The sequence below is a fragment of the Vibrio sp. 10N.286.45.E10 genome (assembly GCF_002874195.2).
Lineage (GTDB): Bacteria > Pseudomonadota > Gammaproteobacteria > Enterobacterales > Vibrionaceae > Vibrio > Vibrio crassostreae.
The window spans coordinates 670,926-686,090 of sequence record NZ_MCWD02000002.1 but is presented as its reverse complement, the minus strand read 5'-3'; the positions used below and the strand labels follow the sequence as shown (position 1 = coordinate 686,090).

At 45.9% G+C, this 15,165-nt stretch carries 12 protein-coding genes; all 12 read left to right on the top strand.

The genetic code is table 11. The annotated features are described in order from the left end of the window. Positions 1–4 precede the first annotated feature (4 nt). Positions 5–703 carry an ABC transporter ATP-binding protein gene (locus BCU34_RS16180; RefSeq protein WP_102480241.1) on the top strand — a complete coding sequence of 233 codons (699 nt, stop codon included), beginning with the start codon at positions 5–7 and terminating at the stop codon, positions 701–703. Next, positions 691–1,989, top strand: a complete 1,299-nt coding sequence (locus tag BCU34_RS16175) for an ABC transporter permease (protein ID WP_102480243.1) — start codon at positions 691–693, stop codon at positions 1,987–1,989. The genes BCU34_RS16180 and BCU34_RS16175 overlap by 13 nt, the downstream gene beginning before the upstream one ends. Beyond that, entirely contained in the window at positions 1,982–2,782 is an 801-nt protein-coding gene (locus BCU34_RS16170; protein WP_102480245.1) for an outer membrane lipoprotein-sorting protein, read from the top strand. The genes BCU34_RS16175 and BCU34_RS16170 overlap by 8 nt, the downstream gene beginning before the upstream one ends. Positions 2,783–2,791: 9 nt before the next feature. Continuing rightward, complete coding sequence (locus BCU34_RS16165; RefSeq protein WP_102480247.1) at positions 2,792–4,084, top strand: hypothetical protein; 1,293 nt, start codon at positions 2,792–2,794, stop codon at positions 4,082–4,084. Continuing rightward, a complete protein-coding gene (locus BCU34_RS16160) occupies positions 4,084–5,118 on the top strand; it encodes a sensor histidine kinase (protein WP_102480254.1) in 1,035 nt (344 codons plus the stop codon). The genes BCU34_RS16165 and BCU34_RS16160 overlap by 1 nt, the downstream gene beginning before the upstream one ends. A gap of 72 nt (positions 5,119–5,190) precedes the next feature. After that, the gene (locus BCU34_RS16155) at positions 5,191–6,039 is read left to right on the top strand and encodes a LytR/AlgR family response regulator transcription factor (RefSeq protein WP_102480257.1); all 849 of its coding nucleotides are present in this window, start codon (positions 5,191–5,193) and stop codon (positions 6,037–6,039) included. A 214-nt stretch (positions 6,040–6,253) separates the two neighbouring features. Then, the gene (locus BCU34_RS16150; protein ID WP_102480259.1) at positions 6,254–9,022 is read left to right on the top strand and encodes a M16 family metallopeptidase; all 2,769 of its coding nucleotides are present in this window, start codon (positions 6,254–6,256) and stop codon (positions 9,020–9,022) included. Positions 9,023–9,293: 271 nt separating this feature from the next. Next, entirely contained in the window at positions 9,294–9,758 is a 465-nt protein-coding gene (locus BCU34_RS16145) for a hypothetical protein (RefSeq protein WP_029235766.1), read from the top strand. A gap of 276 nt (positions 9,759–10,034) precedes the next feature. After that, positions 10,035–11,834 carry a protein translocase subunit SecD gene (secD, locus tag BCU34_RS16140; protein ID WP_102480262.1) on the top strand — a complete coding sequence of 600 codons (1,800 nt, stop codon included), beginning with the start codon at positions 10,035–10,037 and terminating at the stop codon, positions 11,832–11,834. A gap of 2 nt (positions 11,835–11,836) precedes the next feature. Then, positions 11,837–12,775 (top strand): protein translocase subunit SecF, encoded by a 939-nt coding sequence (secF, locus tag BCU34_RS16135; RefSeq protein WP_057622724.1) that lies wholly within the window; start codon positions 11,837–11,839, stop codon positions 12,773–12,775. 309 nt (positions 12,776–13,084) lie between these two features. Then, a complete protein-coding gene (locus tag BCU34_RS16130) occupies positions 13,085–13,696 on the top strand; it encodes a LysE family translocator (protein WP_102480264.1) in 612 nt (203 codons plus the stop codon). A gap of 316 nt (positions 13,697–14,012) precedes the next feature. Continuing rightward, positions 14,013–14,879, top strand: a complete 867-nt coding sequence (rlmJ, locus tag BCU34_RS16125) for a 23S rRNA (adenine(2030)-N(6))-methyltransferase RlmJ (RefSeq protein ID WP_102480267.1) — start codon at positions 14,013–14,015, stop codon at positions 14,877–14,879. The last annotated feature ends 286 nt before the right edge of the window (positions 14,880–15,165 follow it).

Here is a 15,165-nt window from a genome sequence, read left to right as displayed (position 1 = left end):
CGGGATGATTGAATTTAAAGGAATCGGCAAGTCGTATCTTACGGGTGGACAAAGTGTAGACGCACTCAAGGGAGTCGATGGCCAAATAAAACGCGGTGAAATGGTGGCGTTATGTGGCCCATCGGGTTCAGGGAAAAGCACACTGTTGAACATCCTTGGTTTGTTGGATATGGACTATCGAGGTGAGATAAACATTGATGGCAAAGCGTATCCAACAGAGCAAATTTCCGCTGCGCGCTTTCGTCGTCAGTCGTTGGGTTTTGTGTTTCAGCGCTTCAATCTTGTTCCGGTGATGACAGCGCTTGAGAACGTCGCTTATCCATTGATGTTGAACCAATGCACGAAACAAGAACAGCAGACCAGAGCGCAAGAGATGTTAGAGCGTGTTGGGCTAGGAGATTACGTTCATCACCGTCCAGACAACCTTTCAGGCGGTCAGCAACAACGTGTTGCGATAGCCAGAGCGTTAATCCATAACCCAAGTCTAGTGATTGCTGATGAGCCGACCGCCAGCTTAGACAGCCACACAGCCAACCTTGTGATCGACATTATGAAAGAGCTCGGTCATGAGATGGGCACCACCTTCATTGTCGCAACGCACGACCCGAGAATGGCGCAGCGTTGTGATCGAGTGATTGAACTTATCGATGGACAACTGGCACCACAAGCCAAAGCAACGGAGGCGATCTCATGGGCAAGTTAACGCAAAGAATGAGCACGTTTTTACTTCCAACTTCGGTGCGTTTGGCGTGGCTTAATTTATTAAGAAACGGTCGACGCAGCCTGCTTTCGGTATTGATCATCGCGATTGCGGTATTTGCGCTGACCAGTGCGGGCGGCTATGGGCTTTACACCTATGAATCTCTGCGTGAATCGACAGCGCGAGATACTGGTCATCTTACTTTGAGCACGCCGGGATATTTTGAACAAGACGAAGACATGCCGCTGAGCAATGGTCTGGACAACGTTCAAGCGCTAACCAAGAGCATTATTGGCGATAGTGACGTGCGTGGTGTGCAGCCGCGAGTCTATTTCAGCGGTTTGGTGTCTAACGGAAGTAAGTCGACCATCTTTATGGGAACGGGTGTTAATGAGCGTGAGTTCGACATGAAAGGTCCATTCCTTGATGTGCGCAGTGGGCAAACCCTGTCGGATGTGAAATCCCCAAGATACGACAACCAAGAGCCACAAGTGATGCTGGGAACTGACCTTGCTCGTAACCTCAAAGTTGCGGTTGGCGATTGGGTAACGCTGCTCGCCACCACCAGTGACGGTGCTTTGAATGCTTTTGATTTTAAGGTGCAAGGCATCTACTCGACTGGGGTTCCTGAGCTAGACAAACGTCAGCTGTATGTACACATCACTACCGCACAAGAGCTTTTGGCCTCAGACAAAGTCAGCACCCTATCGGTGTTCCTATTTGAAACAAGTAAGACCTCGACCGTTCAACAGCGTATCCAAACTGCTTTAGATCGAAATAGCGCTAGCCAAAACGATCAAGGCACAGAGATCGAGATCACCCCATGGCAAGATCGCGCGTTTTTCTACACCAAGGTTAAAGATCTTTACGACCGGATCTTCGGCATCATGGGCGCAGTGATGGCGTTGGTGGTGTTTGTGTCGCTGTTTAATACTATGACCATGTCGGTGACGGAACGCACTCGTGAAATTGGAACCTTGTCGGCACTCGGCAGTTACCCTTCTGAAATTGTGGCAGGCTTCTTAAAAGAGGCGGGATTGCTGGCACTGATTGGCAGCGCGATCGGCGCGTTAGTGAGTGGTTTAGTGTCGCTGTTATTACTGGTGGTTGATATACAAATGCCACCACCTCCGGGTCGAACCGAAGGTTACCCACTCAACATTTACTTCTCATTGGAATTGGTTGGTTACGCCACTTTAGGTGTGCTGACGATATGTTTGCTAGCTGCTTATTTCTCTGCTTGCAAAGGCGTGAATAAGCCAATCACGGAGGCACTGGTTTATGTCTAGATTAACTCGTTCATTCAATACCTTGGGTTTGGCTTTCGCGTTGGGCTCTGTTTTGGCTTCGCTTCTAGCATCGGCGCCAAGCTGGGCGGTTGATTCACAACAAGTCACTGAGATGATTGCTAAGGCAGACAGCTACCGTTTGAACAGCGCACAAGCGTCTAAGGTAGTGTCTTTGGTGGCGTTATATCAAGACGAGCAACTGGACAAAACCCGTGAATACAACGTCTATACAAGACCAAATCGAGAGTCTTTAGTGGTGTTCAAGTCGGCGGTCGAGGCTGGTCAAAAGATGCTGATGATTGAGGATAACTATTGGTTGTTGATGCCGAAATCTCGTCGCCCAATTCGTATCACACCGATGCAAAAACTGCTTGGTGAAGCTTCGGTCGGAGATATATCGACGCTCACTTGGAGCGAAGATTACCAAGGTGAGTGGGTTGCTGAGCAACAGGTTGAGATGCCGACTGGCGAGACACTCGATACCCATCACTTAAAGCTCGCGGCGAAAACCAAGGGTGCGAGTTATCAGTCGATTGATCTGTGGTTAACAGCAGACCGAGCGTTTCCAGTTAAAGCGGATCTGTATCTGCGTTCAGGAAAACTGGCGAAACAAGCGTGGTTTACTGAAGGCGTGCGAGATGGATTACCAACAGTAGTGTCGATGACCTTGCTCGATAAGATTCAGCCGAGTAAGAAAACTGTGATTGAGTACCGCGAAGTGATTGAACAAAGCTTGGAAGACAAATACTACAACCCTGCTTATTTATCGCGTAACAGCGTGTCTGGGCTGTAGGTGGACGTCATGAAAGCTTCCGATCGGCGGTTCCACATCAAGTCTTCAATCGCTACTTTGCTTGCCTTGTCTTGTGTGAGTAACACGATTCAAGCGGACGACCTGAGCTTGGCGTGGGACTGGCAACTCAGTGCAGAAGCCGTTGAATCGAGAGAGTCGCCATTCAGCCCTTTAGCGTCTGATAATCGTCAGTCTTTAAATGGCTTGCTGGATCTAGAGGTTGGATATAACAATTGGCTTGGCCTGTTTGCAGTAAAAGCCAACGATATTTTGAGCAACAATCCTCAAGGGCAAGAGGCGAGCTTTGAATCGGAATTCATCGTGCGCGAGTTGTTTTGGCAAGGTGGTGTTGAGGTGTCTAATTCAGCGTTCGGTGACCACTACCTCGATGTGACGCTCGGCAAGGTTCGCCTAGATTGGGGCGTGGGCTATGGCTACCGACCGCTAGACATCATCAAACCTTATCGCCAAAACCCAGTAGGCATTGTCGCAGAGGAGGGCGCGGGTGTGGCATCGGCGTCACTGTTCGATATGACGGGCGAGTGGACACTGCTTTACAGCGATTCATCATGGACTTCTCAAGACGTGAATGAGTTCGAAAAGCAGAACCAACAACAAGGCGTTGGCTTACGTCGTTACAATCTGATTGGCGACCACGAATATCAATGGGTCGCTTATTATGATGACGTGCGCCACGGCTTGCTTGGAGCGAGCTTGGTTTCGGTATTAAACCTCGCTTGGGAGTTTCATGGTTCGATGGTTTATCAGCGACAAAGCCTTGGCTACAGCCAGCCTGATTCCATGCTTAAACCTGTGTATCTCGAAGAGCAGGGCGAGGCCTATCAAGCGTTAGCCGGATTAACATGGGCGAATGATACTGGCCACAATGTGGTCTTGGAATACTGGTTTGATAGCCGCGCTTGGAGCAATTCTGAATGGCAAAGTGCCATAGAAAGTGCCGAGTCTCTGTCGGTTAATCCTATGACTGCATCACTGTCTGGTTCTTACGCTCAAGGTTATCAACACGCCAATTTGGTTCAACACAACATCATGTTTCACTGGTCTTTGGATTCGACACATGGCTGGCTCGAAGATATCACGCCGACATTCGACGTCATGTTGTCTCCTCAAGACGGCGGCTTTATTGCTACCCAATGGCTCAACTATCAGGCTTTAGATAATGGCAATTCATCGTTGGATTTGGAACTTGCTGCACGCTTTCTAGGCGGTAAAAGTGATTCTGCTTACGCCAACTTACCTGATAGTCATATGATTATTTTAAATATCAAAGGACGATTTTAATGAACATTTCTTCAAACAGTCAGTTTCCATGGATTAAAAGCTTCACGCTGACCACTCTGTTTTGTTTCGTCATTGCCATCACCACTCAAACGATTTGGGGTGGAGACCTTGTGGTCAATCTCGCGATAAGCTTTGGTTTTGGTTACAGCGCGGTGGGATCCTCTTTTATCTTGGTTGAGGTGTTTAAGAGGAAATCAAAGGTGTTTGATGTGGGTATCTCAATGGTGATCGCGATGACCTTTGGTACCTTGAACGCGCACTATTGGTTGAACGGATATTTCGGGACAAATATCTCGGACCTTAAATCTGTAGTGCTATTGGGCGTGATCTTTTGTTCAGTTTGTTATTACTATTTCTATACCCGAGAGCAGCAGTTACGTGCCGATAATGAGTTAGAGGTGGCCAAGCGTCGTCAGGCCGATCAAGAAAAGGTGGTGGTGCTGAGTCAGCTTAAGCAACTGCAAAGCCAAATTGAACCGCACTTCTTGTTCAACACACTTGCGACCATCAATGTGTTGATTGAGAGTGATAGCGAGAAAGCTAAGTTGATGCTCGAAAAACTCACCGACTTGTTGCGTGTGACTTTGAAAAACAGCCGCACCGAGCAATCGACCATCGCACAAGAGGTCGACTTGTTAGACGCTTATCTTAATATCCAAAAGATACGCTTAGGTGAGCGCTTAACGTTCTCGATTGAAACACACGAGATTAGCGATTTGCAGGTGATTCCACCGTTCTTGATTCAACCTTTGGTCGAGAACGCACTCACGCACGGCATCGAACCCAAAGCGGCGGGTGGCCAAGTGAATATCTGCATTACTCAACAAGCACAACAGCTAAAAATTGAAGTGTCAGACAGTGGCGCGGGGTTGAAAACGCCTTCTGCGAATACGGGGCATGGCGTTGGGTTAAGCAATATCCGTCAAAGAATTGAAACCCTGTATGGTGATAAGGCGAGCCTAACGATCACCGAGCAAGCTGAAGGCGGTGTGGTATCGATCATCTTGTTGCCACTGACTGACGTAGCCGCCTAGAATTACAGACCAAAAAGCACAGAACAGTGACGAAAAACAGACGATTTACAGTGTGAATTTAAAGGATTAACCATGAACAACCCAGCAGTACAGCCGAGCGTAACGGCGATTATCGCAGACGATGAAGCACTGTTAAGACATCACCTAGATAAGAGCTTGGCTGAGGTTTGGCCGGAACTCGAGATCGTCAGTAAGGCACAAAACGGTTTGGAGGCGATGCAAAGTATTCAGCAGCTTAAGCCCGACGTGGCGTTTCTCGATATTCGTATGCCTGAGCTGGATGGAATCTCACTCGCCAAACAACTCAACAAGCTAGATTCTCCGCCATTGATTGTGTTCATTACGGCTTATGACGAATACGCAGTTAAAGCCTTTGAACACAATGCGATGGATTACCTGCTCAAGCCCATCAACGAAGAGCGTCTACTCGCTACCTGTCAGAAGGTTCAAGCACGTCTGTCGAACAACCAAACGCAATTAGGTATTACGCCTGAACAGCCTGATATTGTTGCGTTAATGAGTCAGCTTCAGCAATTATCTCAAACAACATCACAGCAAGCTCAACCGCCTTATCTATCGCAGCAAAAGCACCTCACATGGCTCAAAGCCAGTGTTGGGGAAGACATTCACCTAATCGCCGTCGATGATGTGGCTTATTTCAAAGCAGAAGACAAGTACGTCTCGATATTCAAAAAAGGCCAAGGCAGTTCTCTAGAAGAGTTCATTCTTCGCGTATCACTAAAAGAGCTGATCGCCCAACTCAATCCTGATGAGTTTTGGCAGATCCATCGCTCGGTGGTGGTTAAAGTGTCGGCCATTGATAAGGTGAAGAAAGGGCTCTCAGGTCAGATGTCGGCTTATGTGTCAGGAGAGAAGTTACCGATCAGCCGCGCCTCGCAAGCGCTATTTAAAGGTATGTAGCGAACAAGCTTAAAGGTATGTAGAGAACGAGTTTAAAGGGATGCATTAGGCGCTTATTAAACGCCACTTTTAATGAACACAGCCGATCTTACAAAGTGTATGATGATTTATAAAATGAAGATCTAGATCACAAAGGTATTCATCGGGTTAAATATTAAATAATAATCATTAACTCAATCTGTATATTGTCGATGAATGACATTAAGAGGTTGTTATGAAAACATATTATTTAGCGGCGGCAGTATGCCTCACCTTAGTTGGCTGTAGTTCAACATCAAATATCACCGAAACCTTAATCCTGCCGGATCCGGCATGGACATCAGGCCAGCTGGAAAATGGCCTTACCTACCATGTTTATCCAGATCATGAAGAATCCGTATCTGTTCGTTTAGTCGTGCACGCGGGCTCAATTCAAGAGACTCCTCAACAAGAAGGCTATGCGCACTTCTTGGAACACATGGCATTCAATGGCAGTAAAAATTTCTCTGAAAATGATGTGATTCGCTTATTTGAAGATGCAGGCGCTAGCTTTGGCGCTGATATTAATGCTTACACCTCTTATGAAGAGACGGTATACCAGTTAGATTTGCCAGATAACCTCCAATTAGAGCAAGCCTTGACGTGGATGCGTGACATTGGTGACGGTTTGGATCTATCAAGTTCAGAAGTTGAAAAAGAGAAAGGCGTGGTTCTTGGCGAGTTTCGTATGGCTCGCCTCGATGATAAGTCATTCGGAGAGAAATTCTTTGACCACTTCATTGAAGGCAGTCCGTATCAATCGCAAGATGCATTAGGCACTAAATCGTCGATTGTGAATGCTACTCCTCAAGGCATTACCAACTTTTATCAGACTTGGTATCAACCTCAAATAGTTGAACTGGTCGTTTCTGGTGATGTGGATATCAAAACCGTGATTCCACTCATTGAAGAGAAGTTTTCGAACTGGGAGCGTGGCGACACGCCGAGACCAGAAAAACAGAAAGTGACCTCGTTCAATGAAGATGATTATGTTGAGTACGCAGGAAGAGAAGCGCCAAGCATCACTCTGACGTTTAACCGAGGTTTAAATCGAGTTGAAGATCATGCTCAGCAGCATCAACGCTGGTTGGATGAAACCGCTCAACAATTGATTCGACAACGATTAGAAGCAGTATTCAATGATGCAGCGCTGCCGACTCAATGGATAGCGTCTGATAACTATCAGATGGGTGCTCTGAATTATTCATCAATAAGTGTTGGGTTTCCGGCTGGCGGTCGTGAAGTGATCCAACAAGATCTGCTTTCTACATTGGCATCTCTGCGTGATTTTGGCGTTTCGGAAACGGATATTGTTGGCGAACAGCACTACTATCAAGACTTACTCGATAACATCGAGCACGACTGGGATAAAATGGACAGCGTTGAACACGCGAACTACAAAGCGAGAGCGTTAGTCACTGATCGAATTGTCCAATCACAGAAAGACTACCAAGTCAGTTTGGAAGCCTTCATTGCTAACTTGAGCCTTGAAGTGATTAACGACAACATCAAAAACCTACTTTCTGATGATTACTTCCTTGTTATTGGTATGGATGACTCCGAAGACAGAACAGCGATCATCAACTCTCTAGATAGTTTAAAAGCCACGTATAGCGAGGAGGGAATTCCACCGCTTACTATTGGAACAGCAAGTGCCTTTGCTGTACCTAGTTCGCAAGGCGAGGTTGTGCTTGCTGAACAAATGTCCGTAGACCCATACATCCAAAAGTGGACGTTAAGCAATGGTATCGACATGTGGTACTTGCGTGATTATCTTGCTGGCGACGATGTTGGTGTGATGTACATGAGCCTCGGTGGAAAAGCCGCGTTGGATCCAAGCTTATACCCCGCCGTTGAAGTTGCGTTACCTACCTTCGCTCGAAGTGGTGTTGGTGAATTTACGGGGTCTGAGCTTTTAGCGTATTTTGATCGTGAAGATATTCGAGCCGATTCCTTTATTGGCAATACCCGCCATGGTATTGAATTTAATAGTAATAAAGATGGGCTTAAAGATACGTTTGCTGCGCTGTATACCTTCATCACTGCGCCTAAAATTGTTCCCGAGCAATTAGAGGCAGTGAAGCAGGAGTTTGTACAGGGTCAAGAATCTTTCTTGAGCAGCCCTGTTGGCCAGTTTGAACGAGCGGTAAATCACAATATTTATCGTCAGGAAAGTGGTCATCATCTTGTTGATAAAGAGCGTGTTGAAGCGGTTTCTGTAGAAGATCTTAGTCATCTTCATCAGCAATTGTTTGGTCAATTGAGACATAACCAATTGGTGATTGTGGGTGATATCGACCCAAGTGAATTAAAGCCTTTGGTTAAGCAATACTTGGCTTCGATTCCATTAGAAAAAGCCGAGGTTCCTGACTTTAAGGTGGCTTACAAGCAGCCAACTGAATCACGCATTGATTTGGCGATCAACAATGTGAATAGCGCAGAGTACGTCCTAAGAGTTATCTCTGAGCCTAGTGTTGAAGTTAAAATGTCGGCAAAAGATGTTTTCATGGAAGACTTGCTGCAACGTTTGCTGGCGGCTCGTTTAGATACTTATATTCGTGAAGAGTTGAGCTTAGATTACTCGCCATATACGTATTCAGCATCCGCAGATAGTGAGCTGAGTGGTGAGTGGGTTATCGGGGCGATGGTAGCGCCGGAGAACGTTGATCAAGTCGAAGCGGCGATCGATAAGGTGATTACTGACCTTCTGCAAGGTGTCTCTGAAGAGGAAATGCGAGCGGTCGTGAAACAGTTCGAAGCTGATTTCGCGCCTCTAGAGAAGAGCTCTATCGACCAAGCGTGGTATGTGTCTCGTTATCTGCTCCATGGCTACGGTATCGAAGCTTTGTCTCAAGTAGAACGAGTGGCGAGATCGATCTCTGTAGAAGATATGAATGCGCTAGTGCAAAGGATCTTTGGTGAAAATAGCCGTAAGGTTAAGAACATCATGCGTCCTAAAGCTTAAAGCCAACAGAAAGAGACAACTGAAAGCCAAGCGAGCACCGCTTGGCTTTCTTGTTTCTCCACCATTCATAACACCTATCCATCACCTGTTGTGAAGCCGTTTTAGATCTATGTAAATCTAAATTGCGAGGGTGCTTAATCGGTTGCATCGAATCATTTTCTAAAAAAATGTTTTAAATCAAGACAGCGTTTCATTTGTATTGTAGATTGACGATCTACGAGAATGTTGTTTGGATATTAGATTGCTTAAACTGGGTACCCGATTAGTCTTAATGTTGTTTTTACTGAGCTTTGGCTTAGTGAATTCTAACGGCTATTCGTTTCCTTCTAAGCCATTCCAAATTCATTCGGCCCAAGAGCAATCTTCGCAGACTAATCTTTGTAAACAGGCAACTGCGGATAATCCGTCGGCCTATTTAGAGTGCGATAAGGTTCAGTTTGGCACCACGTCATTAGATGACAGTTCCAACTATCACGACACTGAATCGAGCCTTCAAGCGACAGCCTTTCGACGTATGCTCAGCAATGAGCAAGAAAGCGTGGCCGACCTTGAGCCTGCGTATCATCTACTGATCGACTTCTCTCCCCCTTCAATACTGGCTTCTCTGCTCTTCAACACGCCGTTGTTGGATTCCAAGCAGCACTGGACCAGCATTGTGAGTTCTCCGTCCTCCCGGCTTTCTGGGTGGAAAGAGGGCAACATTCAATACTCGCATTTCCGAGAACTTCTTAGCTAATCGTTTGACCCTAAATTGGTCGGATCGATGATCGCCTCGTGCCCGTTGAACTCGCCAGTTAACCAAAACAAACATAGCGACATCAGCTTTAGCATCACTATCTTTCAATCAGCTTGTTCTGGTTGTGATTAGCCATCGCTCGTGTTCGCAAAATATTAGCCATACCAATCGTAGTAAATAACTGGTCATCCTAGCTGGTTAAAACGCTCGATCACTGCTTTTTTCTGGTGCTATTTTTGAGCACGTATTTACGGTGATTGGTAGAAATAAGAGATCTTGACTGTGAAAAAACGCATTCCAAGAAAACAAATTAACCACTACTCAAAGTGGAAATACGTGGTACTTATCGCCACTATCATCATCATGGTTCTGAGTGCTTTACCTTCTTGGTATGGCGAGAATGCATCGGTACAAATTAACAATCGTTCTGAACAGAGTATCGACGCGAGTCAAATTACCCAATACCTTGCAAGCGAAGGCATCCAAGCCAAATCTGCATTTCAAAAAGACAACCGTTTGGTTGTGATATTGGAAGATGCAGAACAACAAGCGAAGGCTAAAGAGGTGCTGAATGAGCGCCTATTGGACAACGCGACTGTTGCGCTAGCTATGGAGCCTGCAGCACCAAAATGGCTGACTGACATGGGCTTCGCGCCGATTCAGTTAGGCCTTGATTTACGTGGTGGTGTGCAGTTCCTGTTAGAAGTGGACATGGAACCGGTTTACCACGCACAAGCGCAATCTGTGGTCGACGAGATCACCAGCCAAGTGCGTTATGCACGCGGTAAAGTGGTGAACAATCAAGTTGAATTTAACTTCCGTACTGATGCAGATTTCGAGAAAGCACAAAAACTGATTCGTGAAGAGTTCCCACAATGGCAGCGTGACCGTTCAGATAAATCGCTAACGTTAACTCAGTCTGAAGAAGAGCAAAGAACGCTACGTAACCTAACGGTTCAGCAAAACCTGCAAATCATGCGCAGCCGTATTGAAGAGCTCGGCATCACTGAGGCATCGATTCAACGCCAAGGTGAAAGCCGTATCCGTATCGAACTTCCGGGTGTGCAAGACCCTGCAGCCGCGAAAGACGTGATTGGTGCTACGGCTTCGCTTGCGTTCTACTCTGTGTACGACAACGCAACGCGCAATACTCAAACTCTGAAAGATTCAGATGGTAATCGTGTCGTGGTTGCTCGCAAAGCGGTATTAAGCGGTGAACACATTATCGATGCACGCAGTGGCATTGGTGAGATGGGCAGTGCAGAAGTAAACATCACGTTGGATTCTTCTGGTGGTAAGAAAATGTCTGAGTTTTCTCGCCATAACATCGGTAAGCCAATGGCGACCGTTTACAGCGAATACAGCCGTGACAGAGCGGGTAACAGCGAAAAAACCAGTGAAGTGATCAGTGTGGCGAACATCCAATCTCAACTGGGTAGCCGCTTCAGAATCACAGGTGCAGGCAGCATGGCAGAAGCACAAGAGCTTGCTCTACTGCTACGTGCAGGTTCATTAACAGCGCCTGTTACCATCATTGAAGAGCGTACTATTGGCCCATCTCTGGGTGCTGAAAACGTAACGAATGGTTTTGCTGCTTTAGCGCTTGGCCTTGGTCTTACTCTCACGTTTATGGCGCTATGGTATCGCCGCCTTGGTTGGGTTGCGAACGCTGCATTGGTCGTCAACATGACCACACTATTCGGTTTGATTGCGATGCTCCCGGGTGCGGTATTAACTCTGCCGGGTATTGCGGGCTTGGTACTGACCGTCGGTATGGCGGTAGACACTAACGTGCTTATCTTCGAGCGTATTCGAGACAAAATGAAAGAAGGGCGCAGCTTTGCTAGCTCTATCGATCGTGGTTTCGATAGCGCCTTCTCTTCAATTTTCGATGCTAACGTCACCACCATGATCGTTGCTGTGGCTCTGTACACCATTGGTAATGGACCGATTCAGGGCTTCGCTCTGACACTGGGCTTAGGTCTTCTAACCAGTATGTTTACGGGCATTTTTGCTTCACGAGCGATCATCAACTTGGTTTGGGGGCGTGACCAGCGCCACGATGTAAGGATTTAAGCATGAGTACTTCAAAAATGACTATTTCAGACCGCTATTTTTCAAATAGTAATATGACTCGCCTTCGTAAGGTGATGTCTGTGATTTCCATTGTGCTGTTCATGAGCTCTGTGATGCTGGTGGCAGTGAAAGGTTTTAACTGGGGCTTGGACTTTACCGGCGGTGTGGTTGCCGAGGTTCAGCTCTCTGATCAAGTAACCAAAGATGTGCTAAAAACAAAACTTGATACGGCTTTCCAACAAGACGTTCAAGTGGTTGGTATGGCAGAACAGGATCGCTGGACAATCCGTTACAGCCAACTGACAGACGCTCCACAGCCAAACTTAGTGGATGCTTTGTCTTCTGTGAGTGACCAAGTAAAAGTGCTCAACAGCAGCGTGGTTGGCCCTCAAGTGGGTCAAGATATGGTTGACCAAGGTGGCTTGGCGGTATTGGTGTGTTTCCTAATGATCATGCTGTACCTGAGTGTTCGTTTTGAATGGCGTTTAGCACTCGGCGCCCTTGCAGCGATCATCTATGACGTGACGCTTATCTTGGGTCTGTTCGCTTTTACTCAGTTCGAGTTCAATCTGACTGTGTTAGCGGCTGTGTTGGCGATTTTGGGTTACTCATTGAATGACTCGATCATCATTGCTGACCGTGTTCGTGAAATGCTGCGTGGCAATCCAAATGGTGACACTGATAACCTGCTTAATGAATCGGTTAAAGCGACCTTCTCACGCACTATGGTGACTTCAGGAACAACGCTAATCACCGTATCTGCGCTTTGGCTACTTGGTGGTGCGGCACTGCAAGGTTTCGCGATTGCACTGGTTGTAGGTATTGTCAGCGGTACGTGGTCTTCAGTGTCTGTCGGTATCACACTGCCTAAGCTACTTGGCCTACAGCCTTGTCACTACCAAGTGAAAGCGCCAGTAGAAGTTGAGGGCGAGTACCCTTAGTTGAGCCAAGTTGGCTTACTCACGCTATTAATCTAAACCAACAATGACAGCCCCTGAACTCACTCAGTTCCGGGGCTTTATCTTCAAATTAGTAATGATTTTAATGTATCATCGCTATGATTAAATATCATAGCTAGTAGCTATTGCTATGATTTTTGCGTCATGGCAACATTCACGAAATGAAACGATTCAAAGCGTCAGTTGCGTATGCTGCAACACATAGCAATTTATTAAATGTGCCTTGGTAACCAGTCACTCATAGACATAGTTATATTCAAAATTCACACATATTAATAAATTGAGGCATTTATGACTCTTTCAGTATTTACGTCGCTATTCATAGTGACGCTATTAGGTACTATGACACCAGGTCAATCCGTTATCATGGTTTCCCGCAATACATTAGCTAGTGGTCGACTACATGGAGTAGTTACAGCTTGCTCTCATGCTATAGGGGTTGGGATATATGCAGTACTTTCACTCGCTGGGTTGGCAATTGCTCTTAAAAACTCCCCTATATTTTTCAATACCATTGCATATTCCGGGGCTGCGTATTTAGCGTACTTGGGCTGTTGTTCATTGCGTTCTAAAGGTGGATTGTCTGACAAGATAGCGGCAGGAAAAAAGAGTACATTATTTGAGTCAGCTCGTGACGGGTTTCTTATCTCTCTCCTAAATCCCAAGATTATTATTTTTTTCCTAGCACTGTTTAGCCAGTTCGTAGTGTATGTAGACAACTTCACCGATCGATTGATCATTGTTTCTGTTCCAGTAATCCTAGATGCCATATGGTACTCATTGGTTGCTTGTTTCCTATCGAGACCAAGTACGATGATAAGACTACGCAAATATGCGGTGACTATAGATCGATTATCAGGGGTAGTTCTTGTTGGGCTAGCTATAAAAGTACTAACTGTCTAACGGTGGCTGAAATGAACAAATTTGAAAAGTCGTGCTTTTATATTGGAATAATTTTATTTCTGATTGGTGCTGGCATAAGTATGTGTAAGTGGTAAGCAATAAGTAAGAGAAAGGTTTCTTTCGTTTTTTAGTCGCCACCTTTGCGAGAAGGTGGCTATTTTTTCAATTTTAGCTAATTCTATGTTGGGCTTTATTTTTTATAAGAGTCAAACAGTTACAGAAAAGAGAGCCTATTTCAAAAAACGATGGATTGAACAGGCAAGCCCTTATGATATGAAGTATGTTTAGATGACGTTCGTAGAAATGAGGCAAGGGAATGGAATATCGACATCAATGTCATGTAGGCGACCATGGTGATGCACTGAAGCATCCAGTATTGAGTGCACTGGTTCAGTCATTAATGCAGCAGTATTCACGCCTCAATGTTATCGACACCCACTCTGGTACAGGGTGTTATGACCTCACCACCGCACCCAGTAATCATGCTGGTGAGTTTGCTGAAGGGGTCGGGTACTTGTGGCGAAACAAGGCTTATCTTCCTCCGGCATTTGCTTCATTTATGTCGGTTCTGGAATACTACAATCCGAATCAACATATCTCCATTTATCCGGGTTCTGCAGCCATCACCTATCAACAAGGCCGCAGCCAAGATAGCTTCTACTTTTCAGACATTCAGCAAGACGAAGCTGACCTATTACAAACCAACATTGAGAAGCTACAACGCGATCTCGATGTCTCAAGTAAGCTCACCATTACCGCTGGCGATGGGCTCAAAGCGCTGCCTGATGATGTAGCTAAACACGATAATCATCACTTAATTGTTATCGACCCGCCCTATGAAACCGATTCTGAATACCTTGAAGTAATTGATGCCTTAGTTAAGGCGTATCAGCAGTCTGATAAGGTATCGGCCCTGATTTGGTATCCGCTTTACACGGATGATAAGAGTTCACTGATTCTGAACCACTGCGTGACAGCGGTGAAAGATGGCTTGCTACCAAGTCCGATTAAGTCGGAGCTTCGTCTTCGAGATCCCAAGGGTGATGATCGCCTGATCGGCAGTGGTTTGCTGTTGTTCAACCCACCACAAGGCATTGCGGGAACGGTCGCAGATACGCTCGATTATTTACACAGCCAACTCGCGACTAATGGTGAAGGCTATTGGCAAATGAGAAGCTTATAGATCTGATTTTTATGGGTTTTATGATGATTTCCTAGACGTCACTCACTAAATCACTGTTATCTATGTGGTTTAAATTGACCAAACGCTAACTTTTATCGATTGATTAATTGCAGTGAATCATTTAAAAATAGAATATCAATGCGCACAAGTGCATAATGGCTCATAAGTTAAATAATTAAACTAGATTGTGGTTTACCCCCTAAACTGCATTAGGCTCGCACTAGTCATGCGAGCCTTTCTTTTGCCTGAAGGAAAACTCAAGGCATCACTATTACTTCAAGATTCA

What these genes read in the sequence shown, in the direction of transcription:
- BCU34_RS16150 (WP_102480259.1), top strand. Translation starts at nt 6,254, where the DNA reads ATGAAAACATATTATTTAGCGGCGGCAGTATGCCTCACCTTAGTTGGC.
- BCU34_RS16130 (WP_102480264.1), top strand. Translation starts at nt 13,085, where the DNA reads ATGACTCTTTCAGTATTTACGTCGCTATTCATAGTGACGCTATTAGGT.
- BCU34_RS16160 (WP_102480254.1), top strand. Translation starts at nt 4,084, where the DNA reads ATGAACATTTCTTCAAACAGTCAGTTTCCATGGATTAAAAGCTTCACG.
- BCU34_RS16175 (WP_102480243.1), top strand. Translation starts at nt 691, where the DNA reads ATGGGCAAGTTAACGCAAAGAATGAGCACGTTTTTACTTCCAACTTCG.
- BCU34_RS16170 (WP_102480245.1), top strand. Translation starts at nt 1,982, where the DNA reads ATGTCTAGATTAACTCGTTCATTCAATACCTTGGGTTTGGCTTTCGCG.
- BCU34_RS16155 (WP_102480257.1), top strand. Translation starts at nt 5,191, where the DNA reads ATGAACAACCCAGCAGTACAGCCGAGCGTAACGGCGATTATCGCAGAC.
- rlmJ (WP_102480267.1), top strand. Translation starts at nt 14,013, where the DNA reads ATGGAATATCGACATCAATGTCATGTAGGCGACCATGGTGATGCACTG.
- secF (WP_057622724.1), top strand. Translation starts at nt 11,837, where the DNA reads ATGAGTACTTCAAAAATGACTATTTCAGACCGCTATTTTTCAAATAGT.
- BCU34_RS16145 (WP_029235766.1), top strand. Translation starts at nt 9,294, where the DNA reads ATGTTGTTTTTACTGAGCTTTGGCTTAGTGAATTCTAACGGCTATTCG.
- BCU34_RS16180 (WP_102480241.1), top strand. Translation starts at nt 5, where the DNA reads ATGATTGAATTTAAAGGAATCGGCAAGTCGTATCTTACGGGTGGACAA.
- BCU34_RS16165 (WP_102480247.1), top strand. Translation starts at nt 2,792, where the DNA reads ATGAAAGCTTCCGATCGGCGGTTCCACATCAAGTCTTCAATCGCTACT.